General features: G+C 40.2%; 20 protein-coding genes. 9 read left to right on the plus strand and 11 right to left on the minus strand.

Features of this window, described 5'->3' with window-relative positions; genetic code table 11:
* Positions 1–91: 91 nt before the first annotated feature.
* The 4 genes from AAG807_RS12885 to AAG807_RS12900 all read right to left on the minus strand — a co-directional run bounded on the left by AAG807_RS12885 (position 92) and on the right by AAG807_RS12900 (position 7,189).
* Positions 92–2,218: a S46 family peptidase gene (locus AAG807_RS12885; RefSeq protein WP_341904558.1), complete on the minus strand. Its 2,127-nt coding sequence runs from the start codon at positions 2,216–2,218 to the stop codon at positions 92–94.
* A 235-nt stretch (positions 2,219–2,453) separates the two neighbouring features.
* Positions 2,454–5,423 (minus strand): GH92 family glycosyl hydrolase, encoded by a 2,970-nt coding sequence (locus tag AAG807_RS12890; RefSeq protein ID WP_341904561.1) that lies wholly within the window; start codon positions 5,421–5,423, stop codon positions 2,454–2,456.
* 108 nt (positions 5,424–5,531) lie between these two features.
* Positions 5,532–6,479 (minus strand): ROK family protein, encoded by a 948-nt coding sequence (locus tag AAG807_RS12895; RefSeq protein ID WP_341904563.1) that lies wholly within the window; start codon positions 6,477–6,479, stop codon positions 5,532–5,534.
* Between the two features lie 62 nt (positions 6,480–6,541).
* Entirely contained in the window at positions 6,542–7,189 is a 648-nt protein-coding gene (locus AAG807_RS12900) for an HD domain-containing protein (protein WP_341904565.1), read from the minus strand.
* A gap of 76 nt (positions 7,190–7,265) precedes the next feature.
* Between AAG807_RS12900 and AAG807_RS12905 the strand changes: the two genes are divergently transcribed.
* The 4 genes from AAG807_RS12905 to AAG807_RS12920 all read left to right on the plus strand — a co-directional run bounded on the left by AAG807_RS12905 (position 7,266) and on the right by AAG807_RS12920 (position 10,150).
* Positions 7,266–8,093 carry an outer membrane beta-barrel protein gene (locus AAG807_RS12905; RefSeq protein WP_341904567.1) on the plus strand — a complete coding sequence of 276 codons (828 nt, stop codon included), beginning with the start codon at positions 7,266–7,268 and terminating at the stop codon, positions 8,091–8,093.
* A 162-nt stretch (positions 8,094–8,255) separates the two neighbouring features.
* On the plus strand, positions 8,256–8,900 hold the full coding sequence (locus AAG807_RS12910; RefSeq protein ID WP_341904569.1) for a 30S ribosomal protein S16: 645 nt from the start codon (positions 8,256–8,258) through the stop codon (positions 8,898–8,900).
* 18 nt (positions 8,901–8,918) lie between these two features.
* The gene (gene rimM / locus AAG807_RS12915; RefSeq protein WP_341904572.1) at positions 8,919–9,452 is read left to right on the plus strand and encodes a ribosome maturation factor RimM; all 534 of its coding nucleotides are present in this window, start codon (positions 8,919–8,921) and stop codon (positions 9,450–9,452) included.
* A complete protein-coding gene (locus tag AAG807_RS12920) occupies positions 9,449–10,150 on the plus strand; it encodes a methyltransferase (RefSeq protein WP_341904573.1) in 702 nt (233 codons plus the stop codon). Before rimM ends, AAG807_RS12920 begins: the two co-directional genes overlap by 4 nt.
* Here AAG807_RS12920 and AAG807_RS12925 read toward each other — a convergent pair.
* The 5 genes from AAG807_RS12925 to AAG807_RS12945 all read right to left on the minus strand — a co-directional run bounded on the left by AAG807_RS12925 (position 10,145) and on the right by AAG807_RS12945 (position 14,653).
* The gene (locus tag AAG807_RS12925; protein ID WP_341904576.1) at positions 10,145–10,693 is read right to left on the minus strand and encodes a thioredoxin family protein; all 549 of its coding nucleotides are present in this window, start codon (positions 10,691–10,693) and stop codon (positions 10,145–10,147) included. The genes AAG807_RS12920 and AAG807_RS12925 overlap by 6 nt on opposite strands.
* 168 nt (positions 10,694–10,861) lie before the next feature.
* Positions 10,862–12,112 carry a pitrilysin family protein gene (locus tag AAG807_RS12930; RefSeq protein WP_341904577.1) on the minus strand — a complete coding sequence of 417 codons (1,251 nt, stop codon included), beginning with the start codon at positions 12,110–12,112 and terminating at the stop codon, positions 10,862–10,864.
* A gap of 3 nt (positions 12,113–12,115) precedes the next feature.
* Positions 12,116–12,763 carry a pyridoxamine 5'-phosphate oxidase gene (pdxH, locus tag AAG807_RS12935; RefSeq protein WP_341904580.1) on the minus strand — a complete coding sequence of 216 codons (648 nt, stop codon included), beginning with the start codon at positions 12,761–12,763 and terminating at the stop codon, positions 12,116–12,118.
* 3 nt (positions 12,764–12,766) lie between these two features.
* Positions 12,767–13,372 (minus strand): DUF4494 domain-containing protein, encoded by a 606-nt coding sequence (locus AAG807_RS12940; protein WP_341904582.1) that lies wholly within the window; start codon positions 13,370–13,372, stop codon positions 12,767–12,769.
* Positions 13,373–13,570: 198 nt separating this feature from the next.
* Complete coding sequence (locus AAG807_RS12945) at positions 13,571–14,653, minus strand: hypothetical protein (protein ID WP_341904585.1); 1,083 nt, start codon at positions 14,651–14,653, stop codon at positions 13,571–13,573.
* A gap of 201 nt (positions 14,654–14,854) precedes the next feature.
* On the opposite strand from AAG807_RS12945, the gene AAG807_RS12950 reads away from it, so the two are divergent.
* From AAG807_RS12950 to AAG807_RS12965, 4 genes are all read left to right on the plus strand, one after another.
* A complete protein-coding gene (locus tag AAG807_RS12950; protein ID WP_341904588.1) occupies positions 14,855–16,321 on the plus strand; it encodes a pitrilysin family protein in 1,467 nt (488 codons plus the stop codon).
* Between the two features lie 12 nt (positions 16,322–16,333).
* Positions 16,334–18,412, plus strand: a complete 2,079-nt coding sequence (locus AAG807_RS12955; RefSeq protein ID WP_341904590.1) for a pitrilysin family protein — start codon at positions 16,334–16,336, stop codon at positions 18,410–18,412.
* Positions 18,413–18,524: 112 nt separating this feature from the next.
* The gene (locus AAG807_RS12960) at positions 18,525–19,094 is read left to right on the plus strand and encodes a Crp/Fnr family transcriptional regulator (RefSeq protein WP_341904593.1); all 570 of its coding nucleotides are present in this window, start codon (positions 18,525–18,527) and stop codon (positions 19,092–19,094) included.
* 56 nt (positions 19,095–19,150) lie between these two features.
* A complete protein-coding gene (locus AAG807_RS12965) occupies positions 19,151–19,729 on the plus strand; it encodes an NAD(P)H-dependent oxidoreductase (protein ID WP_341904596.1) in 579 nt (192 codons plus the stop codon).
* 71 nt (positions 19,730–19,800) lie between these two features.
* Here AAG807_RS12965 and AAG807_RS12970 read toward each other — a convergent pair whose 3' ends face one another.
* Positions 19,801–20,700, minus strand: coding sequence for a pyridoxal-phosphate dependent enzyme (locus AAG807_RS12970; protein ID WP_341904599.1), 900 nt, complete (start codon positions 20,698–20,700; stop codon positions 19,801–19,803).
* A gap of 20 nt (positions 20,701–20,720) precedes the next feature.
* Between AAG807_RS12970 and AAG807_RS12975 the strand changes: the two genes are divergently transcribed.
* Entirely contained in the window at positions 20,721–20,906 is a 186-nt protein-coding gene (locus AAG807_RS12975) for a DUF5522 domain-containing protein (protein WP_300352941.1), read from the plus strand.
* A 52-nt stretch (positions 20,907–20,958) separates the two neighbouring features.
* Here the strand turns inward: AAG807_RS12975 and rlmF are convergent, their stop codons facing one another.
* Positions 20,959–21,927, minus strand: a complete 969-nt coding sequence (gene rlmF, locus AAG807_RS12980) for a 23S rRNA (adenine(1618)-N(6))-methyltransferase RlmF (protein ID WP_341904605.1) — start codon at positions 21,925–21,927, stop codon at positions 20,959–20,961.
* Between the last annotated feature and the right edge of the window lie 7 nt (positions 21,928–21,934).

Consider the following 21,934-nt stretch of genomic DNA (forward strand, 5'->3'; position numbering starts at 1 on the left):
TTGGTTGACTAAAAAAATAAAATCTTAACAAAAAAGCCGCTAATCCTTAGACCAGCGGCTTTTTAATATGACCTATTAACGAAGTACTTTCTTACTTCACCAACTTCATTTCATTGATCAAGTTCGTTGCTCCGTAGCACTTGTCGATCAACCAAAGCGTGTAACGAACGTCCAAAGAGATTGTGCGTTGGATGTTCGGCTCGAAATAGATGTCACCGGACATGGCTTCCCAGTTACCATCAAATGCAGTTCCGATCAACTCACCGTTTGCGTTGATTACCGGAGAACCGGAGTTACCTCCTGTAATGTCGTTGTTCGAAAGGAAGTTTACAGGCAATTTCCCGTTAGAAGCATACTGACCGTAATCTTTTTTCTGCCACAATTCCTTGATACGCGGATCAACCACGAATTCCGGATTTGTAGGATCTTCTTTCTGCATTACTCCATCCAACGTTGTGAAGTAGTCGTAATGAACTGCATCACGCGGATCGTAAGCCAATACATTTCCGTAAGTCAAACGCATTGTTGAGTTTGCATTCGGATAGAATTTCTTGTTTGGTTGCATTTCGCGAACTCCTTTTACAAACGCACGGTTTGCAAGTGTCAATTTCGCGTTAGCAGATTTAACCGCATCCTGTGCCATTGCAGCTTGATATGCATTGTCCAAATCTTTGATCAAAATGAACAATGGATCCTGGCTCAATTTCTCTGCATCGAAGTTCTTCATGAATTCTTCGTAACGCTCTTTCGAAACAAAAATCGAATTTGCCTTTACACGCGCCATGAATGCCGCCATTCCGTCAGTACCGATGGATTTAGTGATTCCAACCTGTTGTTCCATTGGAACGTCTTGGATGTACATTTTCAAGACTTCTTCCAATGTTTCCAACTCGATATCCATTGAACGCTCGGCATAAATCTCTTCAGCGGTTCCTTTCGCTGCATCCAGGATCGCTTTGTAACGCTCTTCGTTTCCTGCTTTCTTAGCATCCAATGCTAATTTGTACATGTAAACAACCGAGTTGATATCTACCTGACGAACGAATTCACTTTGGTAAGTTTTGATATAAATAATGCTGTTTGTTGCTTTAAAAGCGGATTCAATATCTGAAAGCACATTGTTGTATTCCGCTTTTCCAGCTGAGTATTTCGTGAACTCTTCTTCTACTTTTCTTTTCTTGTCAGCAACGTGGTTTCCTTTCAACTGTTTTGTCTGACCGATGAAGTATTTCCAGTAGTTTGCTACCTGAGCATATTTAGATGAATAATGCAAACGAACTGTTACGTCCTTATCCATGTATTTTTTCATGATCTCCAATTTCTTAGCGCGGATATCAACAATTTTAGGTTGCTCCAAAGAAATTGCCTGCTCAACTCCGTAAGAAGTCAAGTAACGGTTTGTTCTTCCCGGGAATCCCATGATCATGGCGTAATCACCTTGCTTCACACCTTTCAAAGAAATCGGTAAAGAAGATTTTGGTTTCAACGGAACATTCGCTTCACTGAAATCTGCAGGCTTGTTATCCGAACCGGCATAAACGCGGAACATGGAGAAATCTGCAGTATGACGCGGCCATTCCCAGTTGTCTGTATCTCCACCAAACTTTCCAGCTGATTGCGGAGGTGTTCCCACCAAACGAACATCTTTAAATGTTTCCTTTACGAACAAATAGAATTCATTTCCATCGTAAAAATCACGAACGAACGCTTCGTAATGAGTTCCTGTTGTAGCATCTTTCACCAACACATCCGTTACTTCCTTGATTTTCTTAGCACGCTCCTCAGGAGTCATTTTAGAATTCAATTCCTTAGCCACTTGTGCCGTAACATCCTCCATACGGATCATGAAAGTCGCTGTCAATCCTTTAACTGCAATTTCTTCTTTGAAATTTTTAGCCCAAAATCCATTGTCCAGGTAATTGTGATCTTCTGTTGAAGCACCTGCAATTGCGTCATATCCGCAATGGTGATTTGTCAAGATCAATCCTTGATTGGAGATGATCTCACCTGTACAAAAACCTCCAAAAGAGATCACTGCATCTTTCAAAGAAGATTTGTTGATGGAATAAATTTGCTCCTGAGTCAGTTTCAAGCCATGTTTTTTCATGTCTTCGTAGTTTCTTCCAATCAAAAATGGAAGCCACATCCCCTCATCAGCGCGAGCAATATTACCCATTGAATAGGTCAATAAGACCAACGCGAATACTATTTTTTTCATTCTTTAGATTTTATTTAAAAGAGCACTAAAGGTAACAACTTTTTAATGTTAGCAATTGACCGTTTGTGTAATATTAATTCAAAATGGAAAAAGGTAACTTCGACTACGCTCAGTCACCTTTTTTCGACTGCTTTCCATTGACCGACAAAGACGAAACAGTCATCTTTTTAACTAAGACCGTCTTTTTAAAGGACACTGAGCTTCGGTCATCGAGCGTAGTCGAGATGTCGAAGTATCACTTTATTGTTATTTCGTCTAAGAACAACCAAGTCGGATTTCCAACTCCCAAATGCCAATCCGGACAAAGCCCGTAGTTCTCCACACTGAAACGGATAAACTTGCAGGAAGTAGGAGCCATTTCAAAATCGAGTTCCCCTATTTTCAAAGTTTCCCCTTCTTTCACTGAAACTCCCTGAACTTTTCCCAGTTTGCGGTAAGTAACTCCATCCGTTGAAATTTCGATATTCACTGATTTTGGAGGAAAAATCCAGGATTTCTGATCTTGCAGGTAAGAGAATTGAATCATGGAGATTTCTTTTGCTTCATCCAACTCGATAATCCCTTGCACATCTTTTCCAAAAGTTCCCTGCCATTCCGTTCCCCTGTATTCTTCGGTTCCTTTTTGTCCGTCTACCAGAGCCTGAGCTCCACCTCCGGAATATTGGTTCGCATATTCTGTTGACAAGTTGATTTTCTTGTCACGCACATACTTCGTAAACAAACTCTTGATCACCTTACTTTCCGAACCGTCCTCACGAACCACTTTTGCATATACATAAGCCGTTTCAGTCAATTGGATGTTCTTCCCACCTTGCTTGTAGAATGGTTGGTATTTCACGCCGTCAAAACTGTAATACACCTTCCCTTTTTCAAAGAAAAGCACATCGATTCCCAATTCCATGGACGTTTCAAACATCGTATGCGTGGCAGTGAAAAACGGAACCGGAACAAATCCGGGATTGATCTCATTTCTTAGATCCAATTCATAGTTCGCAACCTGTTTATTCGGTTTTGGTCCCATAGAAATTTCCAATACACCACCCGCTTTGATCATCTCATGCGTGATGTATAGTTTCTGATAAGCCGCTCCATTCCAGGAAATCGATTGCACAAATTTGTTCTCTGTCGAATTATTTAAAGTCCGGATTTCAAAGTCGGCTTTTTCTCCGCGAATCACCACTTTGTCCATCAAAGGTCGACCGATGGCATAGGTTGGACTTCCCGGAGCAACCGGATAAAATCCCATGGAACTCAGTACATACCAAGCCGACATCTGTCCGCAATCCTCATTTCCGGATAGTCCGTCCGGGTTATTGGTATAGAATGTCTTTAAAATAGAATCAATTAACATTTGAGTTTTTTCCGGGGCTCCACAGTAATTATACGTGTATGCCATGTGATGGGACGGCTCATTTCCATGCGCATATTGTCCGATCAAACCGGTGATATCCGCTTGCTCACGTCCGGACATCGATGAAGAACCCAGGAACATCGAATCCAAAAAGTTCACCATTCCTTCGTTTCCACCATGCATGTCGATCAGCGCCTGTATATTATGTGGCGCAGCCAGTGAATATTGCCATCCATTTGCTTCTGTGAAATGATGATTCACTTCGTTCGGCTTGAAAAACGGCAGGAAGATCCCATCCTTTCTCGGTTGGAAGAAACGCGTTTCCGGGTGCATCAGATTCATCCAGTTTGCAGATCGGATCTGGTATTTCTTTGCAATGTCCGTTTTACCCAATTTCTCTGCAAATTTGGAGATACACCAATCATCATAAGCATATTCCAGGGTTTTGGAAACGGATTCTGCCTGCATATTTGCTGAAATAAATCCAATTTCCTCGTATTGTTTCTTTCCCCATTGGTCCGCAGTACTTGAAGCGATCATCGCCTCCAAAAGACCCTCCGGATCTTCCAGGGGAATTCCTTTCAAATACGCATCCGTGATAACAGAAACCGAATGATATCCGATCATGCAATTCGTTTCATTATTGGATAATGTCCAAACCGGAAGTAAGCCTGTATTCTTGTATTGTTGATAGAATGAATTGACAAAGTCAGATACCTTTTCCGGTTGTGTAATCGTATACAATGGATTAGCTCCGCGGTAAGTATCCCACAATGAAAAGACCGAATACATGGAGTTGGTTGACTGGGCAATTTCATTTTTGTAGTTCCGGTATTTCCCATCCACATCCGACCAAAGTGATGGATGAACATAAGTGTGGTAAAGCGCTGTATAAAAGTTAGTTAACACCTCTTTTTGTTTGGACTCTACTCGAATTTTACCTAGTTCACTATCCCAAGCCACAGTTGCTCTTGCACGCACCAAATCAAAATCAAAGGTGGTCAATTCCGATTTCAGACTGGAAGCAGCACCATTCCCATCGGTACCTGAAATACCAACACGGACTGAAATCTCTTTCACTCCATCCGGAAATTCCATCACAAACAAATACGTACCTGTTTTCTCATCCTGAATCCATTTTGTCTTTGTAAAAGGAATGGATGTTTCCAAATTAAAATAAAGATGTTGGTTCGTTGCCCAAGCTTCTGAAACACGTTTCCCGCTTACGGAAGTAGCTGACGTTTTTGTTGCTGAAACTTCCAACACACGATCCCTGTATCCCAGGTCGATCAGAATGTATCTTTTTCCTTTTGGACTGGAAAACTGATAGCGATGCAACCCACAGCGCAAAGTTGCTGTCAAATCCGCAGTAATTCCATTTTCCATTTCCACGTGATAATAACCGGGAAGTGCTTTCTCTTTCGAATGTTTGAAAACAGAACCAAATCCACCCGCTTTTTTATATCCGGGAACCGTATTCAACTTTCCTTGTTGCGGAACCAATAACACATCCGCATAATCCGGAATTCCTGTTCCACTTAAATGCGTATGACTGAATCCATAGATTACCGAATCGGAATAATGATATCCTCCGCAACCATCCCAACCTTCGTAACGCGTATCAGGTCCAACCTGAACCATTCCGAATGGAAGAACCGGTCCGGGGAAAGTATGTCCATGTCCGCCAGTACCAATAAATGTATTTACGTATTGAGAAGGATTCGGTCGGCTATCAGTTAGCTTACTTGAAAAAACCTTGTCTCTTGCAGCATCCGAATTGTTTTTCAATTCCTGGATCTGGGAAAAACCCGAAAAAGAACAAATAAGGGTAAGTAGAAGTATTCCGTTTTTCATAAGGTTCATTTTTAATCACTCCGCCACAGTGAATTTTTTTATTGTCCGACAGTTTTATTTTTCATGACCGCGCTGACGCCTGTCTTTTATTGAAAGCAATGCTTTTTCTCATTTTTTAATTGCTTTCCAGAACATGGAAGCTGCCGTACCTAATACAGCTGCATTCATATCATGAAGTGCAGAATTTCGTATTTCGATGTGTCCCTGATAAATTTGCAGAAGGTTCTCCTCCATGTATTTTTTTACTTTTTCAGAAAAATAAGCACCGCTTTGTGCCAATCCTCCGAAAAGAATATATGCTTTCGGATTTGAGAAGGCTGCAAAATCAGCCAGGGCAATTCCAAGCATTTCCGCTGTATAATCTACTATTTCACATGCAAACTCATCTCCGTCACTTGCTGCCTGAAACACTTCTTTTGCAGTAATTTTAGCAAGTCCGTTCAATCTGGAATCTGCTTTATGTACACTATCCAATTCTTCCACACTTCGAACAACGCCTGTACTGGAAACATACGTTTCCAAACAACCGTTTCTTCCGCATCCGCATAAACGACCATTATGAACTACCCGAATATGACCATATTCACCGGCAAATCCTTGCGACCCCACAATCAATTCCCCATTGATAAAAATCCCGGAACCCAATCCTGTTCCAAGTGTAATCAATACAAAATCATTCAGATCTTTGGCATTCCCGAACAAATGTTCTCCGATAGCTGCCGCATTGGCATCGTTGGCGAGCATAGTTGGTCGATGGAATTTCTGTTCGAATAATTCTGCAATTGGAATGATTCCTTTCCATTTCAGATTCGGTGCAAATTCAATATTTCCGGTAAATGCATTTCCATTCGGAGCACCGACGCCTAAGCCTAATAAGCTGTCCATAAATCCATTATCCTTAACAACCTGGTAAATCTTATCCACCAAGTCTTCCGGATTTAAATAGTCGGTAGTTGTCAACGATTCTTCAAATAACACCTCTCCATTTCGGTTCACCAAACCATAAGCAGTGTTGGTTCCACCGATATCTATGCCTAATGCAACATGTTCAATCATGCTGTAAAAATGGGATTTTTTTTTGAGAATTAAATTTTAGTAAATTGATTTAGCATTCTTCTTCATCCTAAATTAACATTCCATTCTTTCAGGAAATCGGATACGAATCCTTCCATTAACCGGTGCCTATCCTCTCCGATGGTTTTCGCTGTTTCCGTTCTCAGTCTATCTTTTATCAATAAAAGTTTTTCATAAAAATGATTCAGGGTATGAGACTTATCGGAAGAATACGAATCGAAATCCGTATGCAACAATGGTCCCAAGTCGGGTTCATAAAAAGATCGGTCGTTTTTTCCTCCATAATGAAAAGCTCTTGCAATTCCAATTGCTCCGATAGCATCCAGGCGATCGGCATCCCTTACAATATCCAGTTCCAGGCTTTCAATCACATCATTCACTCCTGCCCCTTTGAACGAAACCTTGTCAACGATATCACAGACCTGATCAATTAACTGCTCATCTGCTTTCAACCTGGAAAGTATTTCCCGGGATACCCGTCCACAATCATTTTTGATTCCACCATTCAGTTTGTGATCTGAAATATCGTGAAGTAAGGCCGCTAATTGAACAACCAACAGATTTCCTCCTTCCTTGGATTGGATATATTCTGCCAATTTCAATACCCGTTCGATGTGATACCAATCATGGTCTGCACTCTCTCTCCTGAACTTCTCTTCTACAATCGATCTTACCTCTTCTAATAAATTCATTTTATTTTTCTTGATACTATGCTTGCATAAGTAATTAAAACACTTTACATTGCAAAGAAAATCTAAAATCTCTCTTATGAAAAAATTAATTCTACCAGTATTGGCAGTTATGACACTTGGAACTGCATCCGCACAATTTAACCTAGGTATTTCTGCCGGTTACGGAATTGGTTCACCTGGTCATGTTATGGGAACAAATACCGTTTCCACCTCTTCATCTTACAGTGAAAAAAATATCTACGGAACTTTAGGAAACGGAATCCAGGCAAATTTAACTCCCGGATATATGTTCGGCGAACATTTTGGAATTGAATTGGGCTTGAACGGATTTTTCGGATCCAAAAAAACCATTGATGAGGTAAGTGTACCAACTGGTGATTACAAGCATACACAAGCATCTACGCAATTTCGTATTTCACCGGCATTTGTAATAAAATCAGGTGGAGAAAAAATTTCTGTTTACGCACGTACAGGTTTGGTTTTACCATTGCTTGGTTCTGTTAAGTCGGAAATCAATGATGCTACAAATCCGGCTTTAGTTACTGTGATGGAATTGAAAACTTCCGGGAAAGTAAGTTTGGGATACACCGGGGCAGTTGGTTTGAATGTTCACTTCGGTAAAAAATTCGGATTCTTTGCTGAAGTTGGTGCAAACAGCTTGCGTGTCAAATCAAAAGATACCGAATTGACGAAGTATACGGTTAACGGAACAGATGTTTTGGGAAATGTCCCTACTTACAGCAAGGAGACCAAATACGTTGATGAATTGACAAATACTTCAAATAATACATCAACAAATCCGGGTGGAACAGATGCAAATTCTGCTAAAGAAGATTTGAGACAAATTGCAAACTTCAGTAACTTCTTCATCCAGGTTGGTTTCAAAATCACATTTGGTGAATAAACTTTAGAACATTATTATTGGTTAAGGGGTGAGATAGGAATATCTTGCCCTTTTTTTATTTGCAGATTCTGAAGCTTTTACTATCTTTGCACCCTGTTTATTCGCTAAACAGAAGTTAATATTCATTTTAATCGAGGTTTCGCACCTCAAACAATTAACATTATGGCAACACGTATTCGTTTGCAAAGACACGGTAAAAAAGGAAAAGCAATTTTCCATGTAGTAGTAGCTGATTCTCGCGCTAAGCGTGATGGTAAATTCATCGAGAAATTGGGAGTTTACAATCCGAACACGAACCCGGCAACAATTGACATCAATTTTGAATCAACTTTAAAATGGGTTGGTACAGGAGCTGAAATGTCTGATACTGCTCGTGCAATTCTTTCTTATAAAGGAGTATTGTACAAAAACCACCTTTTGAAAGGTGTAACAAAAGGAGCTTTGACTGCAGAGCAAGTAGAAACTAAGTTTGCTGCTTGGGAAGCTGATAAAGCATCTAAAATCCAAGGTAAAATTGAAGGTCTTGGAAAAGACGCTGTTGCTGACAAAGCTGCACGTTTGAAAGCTGAAGCAGATGCAAATGACGCAAAAGCAAAAGCTATTGAAGCTAAAAACACGCCAGCTGTTGAAGAAGTAGAAGCTCCGGTTGCTGAGGAAACTCAAGCAGAAGAAGTTGAAGCTGCAACAGAAGAAGCTACTGAAACTCCAGCTGAGGAAGCAACTCCTGAAGCTGCTGTTGAAGAACCAACAACTGAGGCTCCTGCAGAGGACGCTCCAGCTGCTGAAGAAGGAGAAGCTCAGGCTTAATTCATTAAAAGTTGATCAATGCAACATTCTGATTGCTTTCAACTTGGTTATATTGCGAAACTTCACGGATACAAAGGTGAAGTTTCGCTTTTTTTAGACGTAACCAATCCGGAAGACTACCGAACACTCGACGCTTTCTTTATCGACATCAACGGACAACTGACTCCCTTCTTTGTCAAATCCTTCGTGTTGAAAAACAAAGGGTTTGCAGCCGTTAAGCTGGAAGGTGTCGATTCCGAAAACGATGCGAAAATTATCCTTCGAAAAAGCTGTTACCTTCCCTTATCAATTCTCCCAGAATTGGATGATATGCATTTCTATGACCATGAGATCATCGGTTTTAAACTGAATGATACCCGTTATGGAGAAGCAGGAATCATTGAACAGGTAATTGACAACAATGTGAACCCATTGATCCAGGTAATGAATGGCGAAAAAGAAATTCTCATTCCATTTGTAGAAGGACTTGTTCAGAAGGTAGACCGAAAATCCAAAACATTACACGTCACTTCTCCGGAAGGATTGATTGAAATGTATATGGGAGAAGAATGAGTGTTTTCAAGTTCAAACACTTTCAAATTCACCAGGAAAACACTGCTTTAAAAGTCGGAACCGACTCCATGATTCTCGGAGCAATCTGTCACTGGGAAAACCCGAAACATTTACTCGATATTGGAACAGGAACAGGCGTCCTTGCCCTGATGTGCGCTCAGCGTTTTAATTTTGAAGAAATTGTAGGACTCGAAATCTCCGAAAAAGCCATTATTGATGCACAAATCAACGCTGGAAACTCTCCATTCATTTCCCCGATTTCAATTGTAAATCAGGCAATCCAGAATTATAATCCGAATGAACAGTTTGATGCAATCATCAGCAATCCGCCATTTTTCGAGAATAGTTCTAAAAATCAGAACGAACACAAATCACTGGCGAGACACACCGAAAGCCTCTCCTTTTCAGAATTACTCCAATCCATTTCGAGACTGTTAACGGCAGACGGAAAAGCATGGATCATCATTCCATACGAGAGTACGGAGAACCTTAAGCAACTGGCGAGAGAAAATGAGTTGTTTGTTTCGAATCTGACCACCCTTTTCGGTAAACCGGATAAACCCACGAGAACAATCATTTCATTCCGGAAGCAGCTTTCGGAAGTTCATCGCTCATCCATTTGCATCCGAACGGAAGACGGAGCTTATACGGAAGAATATAAGGTTCTTACTCAGGAATTTCACGACCGGGCTTTATAACAACCCTGCTATCTCTTCCTGGATTTCCACTCCATGATGCTCGTTGTACCAATTTTGAAGTTTTATCTTCACTTCTTCAAACGGCACTTCATCTGCATGCATTTTAGTATATAAATCTTGGCTTGCAGCTGGTCGAGGACCCCAAACAGCTATATCTTCTCCTTTTGCATTTTTGATAATCAACTTCGGAATCGCTTTTCCCCCATTCGTCAAATAATTCTCAATACGATTCGGTTCCGCATCACGTAATTCGAAATCAATGTGAATCAATGGATTCAACTCTGCCATCATGTGGATAAAAGGCACAATATGCGAAGCATCACCACACCAAGGTTCCGTAATTACAATCCATTGCTGAGCTTCCTTGATCGATTGGATCTTTTCCTTTACATGAGGAAGTATTTCCCCTTTCTTTAACCAACGATTCATGCGCGACCAGTTCAATTTGGTATAATTGAAATAATCAGGGTTATCGTAAGGAGCTTTTGGGTTTTGAGAGTTTAGAATCTGTTCGAATTGTTCCAAGTAAGTTTGAAAAGTCATGTCTGTAAATTTGAATGACTCAAAGTTAGTTTCAATTCGTCTTAAATAACTCCAAAAAATGATAAAATTATCCGATGGTTTTCGCTAGGAATTCAAGAATAAACACCATCTGTTCGCAATTTAGCGAATTCTCGAATTCTGAAATTCGTGTCCTTATAACTAGTGTAATCAGTTTCCTGAATCAGGTTTCACATCATAGATCAACTCCGATATATTCTCCTCTTTGAAATAAGTCTGAGCAATTTCCTGCAATTCCTTACTGGTCAATTTATCAATGCTCTCATACATCTCCTGGATCGTATCAATCTGATTGAACAGCAAGAGTGATTTTCCTAAGCCTTGCATCAAACCTACATTGGAATCCAAAGACAATGCAATATGACCTTTCAATTGCTCTTTTGCCTGTTGCAGCTGCTTGGTAGTCAATGGGACTTCACGCAATTTCTTCAGTTCAGCGTAAATGATCTTCATTGTTTTTCCTAAATATTTCTGATCCGTTCCAAAGTAAATAGACCAATATCCCAAATCAGGATAAGGGGAATACTGCGCTTCAATATTATAGGTATATCCGTATTTCTCACGAACCGAAAGAACCAAACGCGAATTCATCGCCGGACCGCCCAACACATTCGTCAACATGGTCATTCCTCTTCGATGATCGCTGTTGTATCCCGGAGCAATTCCTCCAATGATTGCATGTGCCTGGTAATTCCCTTCCTCCACTCTCTTCTTTACAGGCGAGTAATTATCAAAAGGTCTTGGCACAGCTTTCCTTTTTCCCGAAGGCATGGAATGAAAGTGTTTTTCCAGACATTTCACCAGTGTATTCAATGGAATATCTCCCACGAACGACACAACTGTATTTTCGGTGAAAAAGAATTTCTCTACATAGCTTTTCAACGATTCCCTGCCAAAAGATTGCACTGATTCCGGGGTTCCCAAAATGTTATTCCCCAATGGGTGATCGGGGAAGATCAGTGCTTCGTAATCATCAAAAATCTTATCACTGGGATTATCCAGGTACGAATTCAATTCGTCCAATACAATCTCTTTTTCTTTTTGGATCTCTTTTTCCGGGAAATTACTGTTGATGGCGATATCCGAAAGTAATTCGGCCGCACGATTCATATGAGTTTTCACAAATGAAGCATACAAACAGATCTCCTCCTTTGTGGTATAGGCATTCAATTCCCCCCCAACAGAATCCAATCGGGATAGGATATGAAATGCTCTCCGTTTTTCTGTTCCTTTAAAAATACTGTGTTCCAGGAAATGAGCCAGACCAACTTCGTGATCTTCTTCAAATCTCGAACCGGCAAGAACAGTTACTCCTAAATGGGCAACGGGTGAGCTGGCATGTAAATAAACCAATCTCAGCCCATTTGAAAGGGTATGAATATGAGGTGATAATTCTATCATTTTTTAAGGATTCTTGCGATATAATTCCCAAGAATTGTCTGGCTTCAAATTAAAAACAATGCGGTCATGCAAACGGGATGGTCTACCTTGCCAAAATTCCACATTGATCGGTCGGATCAGATAACCTCCCCAATGGGTTGGTCTTGGAACGAAATCAGGAAATTTTTCAGAATACACTTCCACTCTTTTCTCCAATTCCTCTCTCGAATTAAGTAAATGACTCTGATGAGATGCCCAAGCACCCAATTTACTTCCCCGCGGTCTGGATTCAAAATACGCATCACTCATTTCAACAGGAACTTTTTCGGCAAATCCTGTGATACTGATTTGTCGCTCCATTTCCGGCCAATACAATAATGCGTGTACTTGTGGATTTGCCTCTATTGCTTTTCCTTTGTCGCTGGTATAGTTGGTGTAGAAAACAATTCCTTCTTCCAGTAATTCTTTCCAATAAACCACACGAGCCCTTGGGAAACCATCCAGTCCTAAAGTTGAAACGGTCATTGCATTGGGTTCAGTAGTCGGTTTTTCGATTGCTTCCCTCAACCATTTTGCCAAAAGAGCAAATGGTTCATCCCCATAGTGATCTTCCAATTTCCCTTTATCAAATTGATGATGGTCGTTTCGAATTACATTCAGAAAGTCATCCATTTCTTATTCTTCTTCTCCAAATTGGTCATCGATAACGCTGTCTTCGTCGTCACCTTCAAATTCGTCCGCATCAGATCCCGGAGCAGAAAAAACCGTTTTCGTACCAAGAGCATGCTCAGCAACATCCGCTTTCACTTGCTTCTCGAAATCCACAGCTACGCGATCTTCAGACTCATCTCCAAAAGGGAATACATCTACAATCGGAGAAATGATAATGGATGGAATAACATAATCGATCATCATTCCGCCCAAGCTTTCTTTCATACGTTCGTAAGCATCTTTTACAGAATGAGCCGTTACGATGAAGTTTTGAGATACTTTTTTAGCCTTCGCTCCTTCTTCTCCACCATCTGCACCAGCTTCATAAGTGATTTTACATTTGTACCATACATCCGCATCCTCGTAATGAAAAATATCGTGAAAATCTGTTCTGGTAATTCCTGTTACAACAAACTCTCCACGAATCAAGCTTCCAAGCTCTTCGTAAATTCGTGCTTCTGCATCAGTGAACGTCATTGCAGCCACCAAATATGGTTCTGAAACGCGCTTGAAAGTACCATCTTCCAACTGCTTTGTATATTTAACCTTAACGGTAAACCAACTATTCATTTTATCAAAATTTTTAGAGAAACAAAGATACTACTAATTCAAAATGAAAAATGAAAAATGCAAAAGTGAATTCGTTAAATTTCCGAAAGTTGACTTCGACTACGCTCAGTCACCTTCACAAACAATTAATACAAAAGTCTCAGATTGTTTTTTTGAATTTTGCCTTTTGATCCCGATTGCTATCGGAATTGAATTGATTTAATCCCGGAAAATCTGTCCGTTATACAAAACAATCACAGCTCTATTGGGAAGTGTCACCATGACTCCATGTCCATTGATAAGGAAATCTGTATTGTTAATGGTCGTAACTTCTTTATAAACCCCACCTACAGATGCTCCAACTCCGCCCATCAATGTTCGGAAAGCAACGACGTCATTCTTCATTTGCCATTCTTTCACTACGAAATTTGCCAGATTTTTCTTTTCACCTTTATAGAACTGATAAGTTGTATTGGCATCACCCCAAACAACCAAATCATCTTTAGCATCCCAAAACTGGGCAAAAGAACTCAAAGTTTCCCTTTTACCTTTTCCATAATATTTCAGGTTCCCCTGTAAATCTTCGTAAGCGACGAAACCTCTTCCAGCTTTCACCTTCGGTACTCTGAAGTCTTCCACATCCAAAAACTCACCGTCCTGGAACACTGCGAATGTGCGCGTTTGCGGATCATTGAACCCTAAGATATCTGTTCCTGCAAAAAACTCGAAATCAGTTCCGTTGTAAGTTCCCAAATCATAGGTCTGACCTCTGTAAAAAACCTTGAAGATGTCTCCATTATCCTTAAACACCAATAAATTATCGCCTTGAACAACCGGAACCGGAAGGTCTGTTGTACTTTGGACAAGTGTGGAGATTTTTCCCTGGTAAACTACATTCAATGAATTGTAGCGAATATCCTGAAATGTGATCAAGGAATCGGTCACCCAATAATCACCTCCGAACGAAGTGATATTATGTGGTTTGCCATTTTCATAATAGTACAGCAACTGTCCGATATTCCATGCTGCAAGGTGATCTGAAATCTTGAAAGTTGCCGGTTGATTGGTCATCACTCGGGCAAACGTCCCGTCATAAATTTTAAAATCGCGCTGATTATTGTAATAAGCTATCACCTCGTCACCGTATGAAATACCTGTAACCGCCTGGTGATCCACCTGATTAAAATAGCCGTCCTTGAACGAGTGAAAAAAATTATTGTAGTCCATGTATGCAAAAACAGTTTGTTTTTGAGCAAAAAGGCCGGTCGAAAGAAGCAAAAAGCAAAAAGTCAAAAATTTCATAGTCTCGAAGATAACAAAAACCATGCTACTAATTCCTAATTAAGAAAGCCGAATTACGAATTAAAACCACATTCGGGACTCGGAATTCGGAATTCGTAATTGGCTAATGCCGTTCGTCCGTAATTACACCCGAAATTCACGGAATTGGTTGTAAAGCAATTTTTGTTGTTATTTTCGTACAAACAAGTCGAAAAATTCAACATGAAAAAAAGTCTTTTTACAGCATTGTTGCTTTCGTCTTCGATCTATAGCTTCTCCCAGGAGAAAGTGAAGTACATCGAATATGACCTAGCAAACGGAATGCATGTTATCTTACATGAAGAACACGCTACTCCAATTGTAGCCGTTTCAGTAATGTATCACGTAGGTTCTAAAAACGAAAATCCTTCCAGAACAGGATTTGCTCACTTTTTTGAACATTTATTATTTGAAGGTTCCACAAACATCAAAAGAGGTGAATACTCTGAATTAGTTGAGAAGAATGGTGGAGCATTAAATGCCAATACAAGTCAGGACAGAACGTATTACTACGAGATCCTTCCTTCTAACCAATTGGAATTGGGATTGTGGTTGGAAAGTGAGCGTTTGTTACATGCAAAAGTGGATCAAACAGGTGTTGAAACTCAACGCGAGGTTGTAAAGGAAGAAAAAAGACAACGTGTGGACAACCAACCGTATGCCACTTTCATGGAAAACCTATTCAAGTTGGCGTACAAAAATCATCCTTACCGTTGGGTTCCGATCGGAAGTATGGAAGATTTGAATGCTGCGCAAGAAATTGATTACGTTAATTTCTATCACACGTTCTATGTTCCTGCAAATGCAGTTCTTTCGATTGCAGGAGATATCAATATCGAGCAAACAAAAAAATGGATTGACAAATACTTTGCATCTGTTCCAAAAGGAGAAGCTATTAACTTATTCCGTGATTTTGAGAATTTGGGAGAAGGTGATTTCAAAACAAAATACGGTGTAGAGAAATTAGCTTTTGACGCAAAGAACTTCAATAACCCAACTGATGCGAAAGCAAAAGAGTTGTTAAAGAAATACAGCGCAATGCCTTCTGTCATTCCAAAACCGAATTCAACTTTCGAACCGATCAATGGAGTTGTCAGAGAAACTGTTTACGACAACATTCAATTGCCTGCAGTATTTATGGGGTACAAATTCCCGAAAGAAACAGATAAAGATTTTGCTGCTATCGAATTCTTGAATTCAGTTCTATCCGGAAGTAATTCTTCCCGTATGAATAAGGAAATCGTTGAGAAGAAACAACAAGCAGTTGCTGCTTTCTCTTTCGCATTCAACATGGAAGATCCGGGATTGGGAATCGTTGCTGCAATTGCTGCTAACGGAACGAAAGTGGAAGATTTGGAAAAATCATTGGACGAACAAATTAAATCCATCCAGGATAATTTGATTTCCGAAGAAGAGTTCCAAGCTGTTCGCAATCAGTTTGAAAACCAAATCGTGAGTTCAAACTCAACTGTAGCAGGAATCGCTGAGAATTTGGCTCAAAACAGAATGTATTTCGGAAGTACTGAATTGATCAACAAACAAATGGAAATCTACATGAGCATTACGCGTGAAGATATTCAACGTGTTGCTAAGAAGTATCTGACTCAGGACAACCGAATCATTTTATATTATTTACCAAAGGCAAACTAACAGAATAGCGTCATGAAAAAGTTAATTACACTTGTTGCTTTAACAGCATTTACAGGGGTTCACGGACAAATTGATCGTTCTGTAAGACCCGCTGCAGCTGCAGCACCAACTATTAATATCAAAAACTCCGAGGTTTTCAAATTGAGTAACGGAATTACTGTTATTCTTTCTGAAAACCATAAATTACCTCGCGTTTCTTTCTCGCTTACGATGGGAGCTTCACCAATGATTGAAGGTTCTAAAGCGGGTACAAACAACATGATGGGTCAATTGCTTACTTCCGGAACAGCAAAGCGTTCGAAAGACGTTTTGGACAAGGAAGTGGATAACATGGGCGCTGACCTGAATGCAGACGGACATTCGATCTATTTCTCTTGCTTGACTAAGCACATGGAGACAGGATTGGATATCATGCAGGATGTTACCATCAATGCAGCGTTCCCGCAAAGTGAGTTCGACCGAATCAAAAAGCAAAACGAATCCGGTTTGTTGTCTGCGAAATCAGATCCGAACACCATGGCTTCGAATGCTGAATCTAAAGCTGATTTCCCGAATCACCCGCTTGGAGAAGTAATGAACGAAGCTACTTTGGCAGCAATCAGCCTGGATGACGTGAAAAGCAACTACAAACAAGTGTTCACTCCAAACGGAGCATACCTTGTAATTGTGGGTGATATCACAAAAGACAACGCAATGAAATTGGCTGAGAAGTATTTCGGAACCTGGAAAGGTGGTCAGGCTTACAAAGAAGATTTCGGAAACGGATTAAAAGCAAAAGGAAACCGCGTGATCTTTGTTAACAAGCCAGGTGCTGTGCAGTCAGTGATCTCGATCACTTTCCCGATTGAAATGAAACCGGGAGCTTCTGATCAGATTGCTTTGAATGTGATGAACAGTATTTTAGGTGGTGGTTCCTTTGGAGCACGCTTAATGCAAAACCTGCGTGAAGACAAGGCCTATACTTATGGAGCTTATTCTTCTTTCGACGTAACAAGAGATGGTAGCTGGTTCGGAACATCAGGTAGCTTCAGAAATGAAGTGACGGATTCTGCAATCACTCAGATTCTAAGTGAAATTTCAAAAATCAGCGACAGTTATGTGACGGATGATGAATTGAACTTAGCTAAGTCAGCGATGGCTGGAAGCTTTGCTCGTTCATTGGAAAGACCGCAAACAGTTGCCCGTTTCGCATTGAATATCATCCGCGATAATTTACCTGCTGACTATTACCAAACGTATTTGAAACGTCTGGATGCAATCTCTAAAGACGATGTCTTGACAGTGGCTCAAAAATATTTCAAAAACGGATTCAACATTGTAGTTGTCGGGAATGAAGACATCTTGCCAAAATTGAAAGCATTCGATAGCGATGGAGTAATCGAAAAGTTGGATCCATTCGGAAATGCAGTGATCGAAATGAAGAAAGCGGATATTTCTGCTGACCAGTTAATTGAAAGATACATCAATACGGTAACTAAAACAGCTTCCGCAAAGGATTTGGCTAAGAAAATGAAGAAAGTGAAATCGGTAGTTAAGAAAATCGAACTTTCTTCTGCTCAAATTCCGGTGGTTATTTCTATGACTGACGCATTTGTTGCCCCAAATAAAGAAGCAATGAAAATCGAAGCACAAGGAATGGTTTTCCAAAGCTCTTATTACGACGGAACAAAAGGTTCTGAAATGAGTATGCAAACCGGAAAGAAAGCAATGACTGCTGAAGAGCTGGCTTCCAAAAAGAAAGGTGAAGGGTTGTTCCCGGAAGTAAATTACAAAACTTCAGGAATGAAATACGAAATCAAAGGAATTGAAACAATCGCCGGAAAAGACTATTATGTCTTGACCACAAACGATGGTGAAAAAGAAGCTTTTGATTACTTCGATGTAACTACAAACTTGAAATTCAAAACGGTTTCCATCACAAAACAAGGTGAAGAAACAATGGAATCAACTATTATCTATGATGATTACAAGGATGTAAACGGATTTATGTTTGCGCACAAACTGACTCAGGTAATGGGTGAAATGTCGCTTTCAGGAACTGTGAAATCCATTGAATTCAACACCGAAGTTGATAAGACAATGTTTGAATAAAAATCTTTAAAATGAAGATCCGGTGGGGACGCGAAGCATCGTGTCCCCACTCTTTTTTTATAAGAATTATTACTCCCTTTTTGTTTGACAGAAACCATACTAATTTTGATGCATGCAATTAAAAGCATTCTTAGCAAATTTTAATCTTTTCACGGAAGACGAAATAGATGATGCACTTCTTTTGTTTTCAAAACGCAGACTGAAAAAGGGAGAATACTTTGTTCAGGAAGGACAAACATGTTCAGAAGTGGCATTTATTGAAAGCGGTGTTTTCCGTTCGTTCTATCTTACTCCAAGCGGCAACGAAATGACCTATTGCTTTCGTTTTCCGGGCGACATGGCTGCAGCATATTCAGCCTTCATTACAGGAAACGGAAGTGTGGAATACATTCAGGCACTTTCCGATTCGGAACTACTAGTCATCCCAAAAAATCAGATTGATCTGCTGTTGACAAAGAGTCCGGCGTGGATCCATTTTCTGAAGATCATTGCCGAACAACAGTATTTGGAATTGGAAGGGCGTGTGTTTCAATTGCAGCGGGATTCCGCACAAGAGCGTTATCAAAACCTGCTCGAAAATCAACCGGAATACATCCGACAAATCTCTCTACAACACCTTGCCTCCTATTTGGGGATTACACAGCGGCATTTAAGTCGCATTCGAAAAGAAATCGTTTTGTGACAAATGTCCTTTTTTAAAGAATCCAATGGAATTAGCTTTGTTCAAAACAAACAAGTATGAGCAAAAAGATTCTAATCATCAACGGACATCCCAACAAGGACTCTTTCAATTTCGGAATCGCGGAAGTATATAAAAGAGGTGCGGAAAGTTCGGGTGCAGAAATCCAGGAAATCGTTATTGCAGATTTAAACTTCAATCCGAACCTTCAATTCGGTTACCAGAAACGAACCGAATTGGAACCGGATCTGTTGAATGCCTGGGAGAAAATTCAATGGGCAGATCATCTGGTTTGGATTCATCCGGTTTGGTGGGGAGGTCTTCCCGCTATCACCAAAGGATTCATCGACCGCTTGTTCCTTCCTGGATTTGCTTTTCAATACCGGGAAAACTCTCCTTTTTGGGATAAATTATTGAAAGGAAAATCAGCACATATCATCACCACTTTGGATCAGCCGGCTTTATTTTATCGTTTTTATTTCAGAAGACCCAGTGTAAATCAATTAAAACGCTCCGTTCTCCAATTTTGTGGAATAAAACCTGTAAAAGTAAGCTATATTGGAATTATCAAAGGTTCTACCCCTGAAATGCGGGAGAAGTGGTTGAAGAAAGTGGAGAATTGGGGAAAACGTCTGTGACTTCGACTTCGCTCAGCCACCTTTATTTATCTGCAGTCAATTCTATGTGAGGTGACTGAGCGAAGTCGAAGTCATCCATTTTGCAAGCCACCGGTATGCAGAAAAACAACCGTCTGAGGAGTTTGGAAATCCTGCTTCGCCAACCATTGCATCACCGCATGAAATGCTTTCCCGGTATAGATTTTATCCAGCGGCAAATCGTATTCTTCTTTGCAGTTCGAGATAAAATCCACCAATTCCGGATTCCATTTTCCATAACCTCCGAAATGAGCTTCGGAATGAACTTCCACCCGATCCAAATATTCCCGGATGGTTTCTTCATCAATCAGGAAAGGAATCAGTTGTTTTTTCATTTCCCCTTTCGCATCAAATCCTTTTAAGACCGGAACCACATGCAGTTTCGTGTTTTCTGACAAACCTATCAGCAATCCGCAACTTGTTGCAGTCGTTCCTTGTGCTACAAACAGGTGGTCAATTTCATCGGGCAATTCCTTCCGGATTTCCTGACAGCCAACTATCCCGTAATAATTTGAACCACCTTCAGGAACCAACAAGTAAAAGGGATACTCTTCTTTCCACGTTTCCTGTACGAATTTCTCATTCCGGGTATCGTATTCTTCCCTTGGGATGAATTTCAGTTCCATCCCCAATTCTGAGCAGCGTTTCAGATTGTGATTACTATCTGTCGTTAGTTCTTCTCCCCTGACAACTCCAATCGATTTCAATCCGGCTAATTTGCAAGCCGCTGCAGTGGCTAACAGATGATTGGAGTAGGCTCCACCAAAGGTGAGGATTCCATCTTTCTTTTGGAAAAGAACCAACTCGATGTTGTATTTCAGTTTGCGCCATTTGTTTCCCGAAACTTCCGGATGGATCAAATCATCCCGTTTTACCAGCAAGCGCACATTCCTGAATTTGGAATCAAGCTTAATTTCTTGTAAAATGGATTTTGAAGGTTCGAATAGCTCCATGAAATGCGTAATTTTGTAGTATGAATGATGATTTTCGTCCACTTCCCAAAAATAATGGTTTAGATCCGGAAGACTTTTATTATACACCCGAAGGTTATATTGTTTTTACGGAAAAATATCATTTAAAACGTGGACATTGTTGTAAAAGTGGCTGCAGGCATTGTCCGTATGGATATGATAAGCGCACAGACTCCTTTAAAAAGTAGTTCCCTATAAATAAGCGAATTCTTCGGAAGAATCTAAAAAGAGCAACCGGTGCTACCTTTGTTTTTTCCATCTCGTTTCACGCCACTCCTTTTGTTCCGGTTTAGATAGGAAAGTCCATGCTACGATTCGACTGGATTTGTTCCCGGTTCCCATAGGAAGCGTTTTGACCTGAATCGCGCCATTTTTTTCCAATGACTGATAAATTCCTTTCAGATTCGATTGTTTGGACACCAAAGTTGAAAACCAATAACAGTTTTTCGCAACCATTTTACTATCCGAAATCATATTCTGAATGAACTGAAATTCGCCACCATTAAAGACTAATTCATTCCCATTACCCGCAAAATTGAGTACAGGTGTTTTTTCTGTTTTTCCGGATAGATTCTTGATTTTTCTACGAGTTCCTTCCTGAGCATCTTCCAACGTGGTATGAAACGGGGGATTACAAACCGTTAAATCAATTTTATCCAAATCGGTAATGATTCCCCGAAAAACAGCCCTTGGATTTTTCTGCAGTCTGAACGAAACCTTATTTTTAAGAGACTCATTCGCATCAACAATATGCTGCGCTGACTCAATTGATTTTGGATCAATATCACTCCCAATAAAACTCCAGTCATATTCTGTAACTCCAATAATTGGATAAATACAACTTGCGCCAACTCCAATATCCAAACAAGTGATGGTTTCTCCCATTGGAATGACACCAAAATTGTTTTCTGCCAATAAATCAGCTATATAATGAAGGTAATCCGCTCGCCCAGGTATTGGTGGACATAAATTCTCATCCGGGAAATCCCAATTCGCTATTCCGTAATAATGGTTGAGTAAGGATTTATTCAATAATTTCACCGCCGCCGGACTTGAAAAATCGATGGAATCATCCCCAAAATGATTGGGTTTCATATACTCTTTCAATTCAGGATTAGAAATCAAAAGTGCATCCAAATCGTACCTGTCCCGGTTTCTGTTTCGAGCATGTAACCTTTTTGAAGCGTGTTCTTTTTTTTCTGACTGCATGCTTTTT

This window comes from Fluviicola taffensis DSM 16823 (assembly GCF_943372375.1).
Taxonomy (GTDB): Bacteria; Bacteroidota; Bacteroidia; order Flavobacteriales_D; family Crocinitomicaceae; genus Fluviicola; species Fluviicola taffensis_A.

Coding starts and splice junctions, on each gene's coding strand:
- AAG807_RS12900 (WP_341904565.1), bottom strand. CDS start 7,189: ATGAATTTATTAGAAGAGGTAAGATCGATTGTAGAAGAGAAGTTCAGG.
- pdxH (WP_341904580.1), bottom strand. CDS start 12,763: ATGGATGACTTTCTGAATGTAATTCGAAACGACCATCATCAATTTGAT.
- AAG807_RS12905 (WP_341904567.1), top strand. CDS start 7,266: ATGAAAAAATTAATTCTACCAGTATTGGCAGTTATGACACTTGGAACT.
- AAG807_RS12950 (WP_341904588.1), top strand. CDS start 14,855: ATGAAAAAAAGTCTTTTTACAGCATTGTTGCTTTCGTCTTCGATCTAT.
- AAG807_RS12910 (WP_341904569.1), top strand. CDS start 8,256: ATGGCAACACGTATTCGTTTGCAAAGACACGGTAAAAAAGGAAAAGCA.
- AAG807_RS12895 (WP_341904563.1), bottom strand. CDS start 6,479: ATGATTGAACATGTTGCATTAGGCATAGATATCGGTGGAACCAACACT.
- AAG807_RS12960 (WP_341904593.1), top strand. CDS start 18,525: ATGCAATTAAAAGCATTCTTAGCAAATTTTAATCTTTTCACGGAAGAC.
- AAG807_RS12930 (WP_341904577.1), bottom strand. CDS start 12,112: ATGATAGAATTATCACCTCATATTCATACCCTTTCAAATGGGCTGAGA.
- AAG807_RS12925 (WP_341904576.1), bottom strand. CDS start 10,693: ATGACTTTTCAAACTTACTTGGAACAATTCGAACAGATTCTAAACTCT.
- AAG807_RS12920 (WP_341904573.1), top strand. CDS start 9,449: ATGAGTGTTTTCAAGTTCAAACACTTTCAAATTCACCAGGAAAACACT.
- AAG807_RS12975 (WP_300352941.1), top strand. CDS start 20,721: ATGAATGATGATTTTCGTCCACTTCCCAAAAATAATGGTTTAGATCCG.
- AAG807_RS12965 (WP_341904596.1), top strand. CDS start 19,151: ATGAGCAAAAAGATTCTAATCATCAACGGACATCCCAACAAGGACTCT.
- rlmF (WP_341904605.1), bottom strand. CDS start 21,927: ATGCAGTCAGAAAAAAAAGAACACGCTTCAAAAAGGTTACATGCTCGA.
- AAG807_RS12885 (WP_341904558.1), bottom strand. CDS start 2,218: ATGAAAAAAATAGTATTCGCGTTGGTCTTATTGACCTATTCAATGGGT.
- AAG807_RS12940 (WP_341904582.1), bottom strand. CDS start 13,372: ATGAATAGTTGGTTTACCGTTAAGGTTAAATATACAAAGCAGTTGGAA.
- AAG807_RS12945 (WP_341904585.1), bottom strand. CDS start 14,653: ATGAAATTTTTGACTTTTTGCTTTTTGCTTCTTTCGACCGGCCTTTTT.
- AAG807_RS12890 (WP_341904561.1), bottom strand. CDS start 5,423: ATGAAAAACGGAATACTTCTACTTACCCTTATTTGTTCTTTTTCGGGT.
- AAG807_RS12970 (WP_341904599.1), bottom strand. CDS start 20,700: ATGGAGCTATTCGAACCTTCAAAATCCATTTTACAAGAAATTAAGCTT.
- rimM (WP_341904572.1), top strand. CDS start 8,919: ATGCAACATTCTGATTGCTTTCAACTTGGTTATATTGCGAAACTTCAC.
- AAG807_RS12955 (WP_341904590.1), top strand. CDS start 16,334: ATGAAAAAGTTAATTACACTTGTTGCTTTAACAGCATTTACAGGGGTT.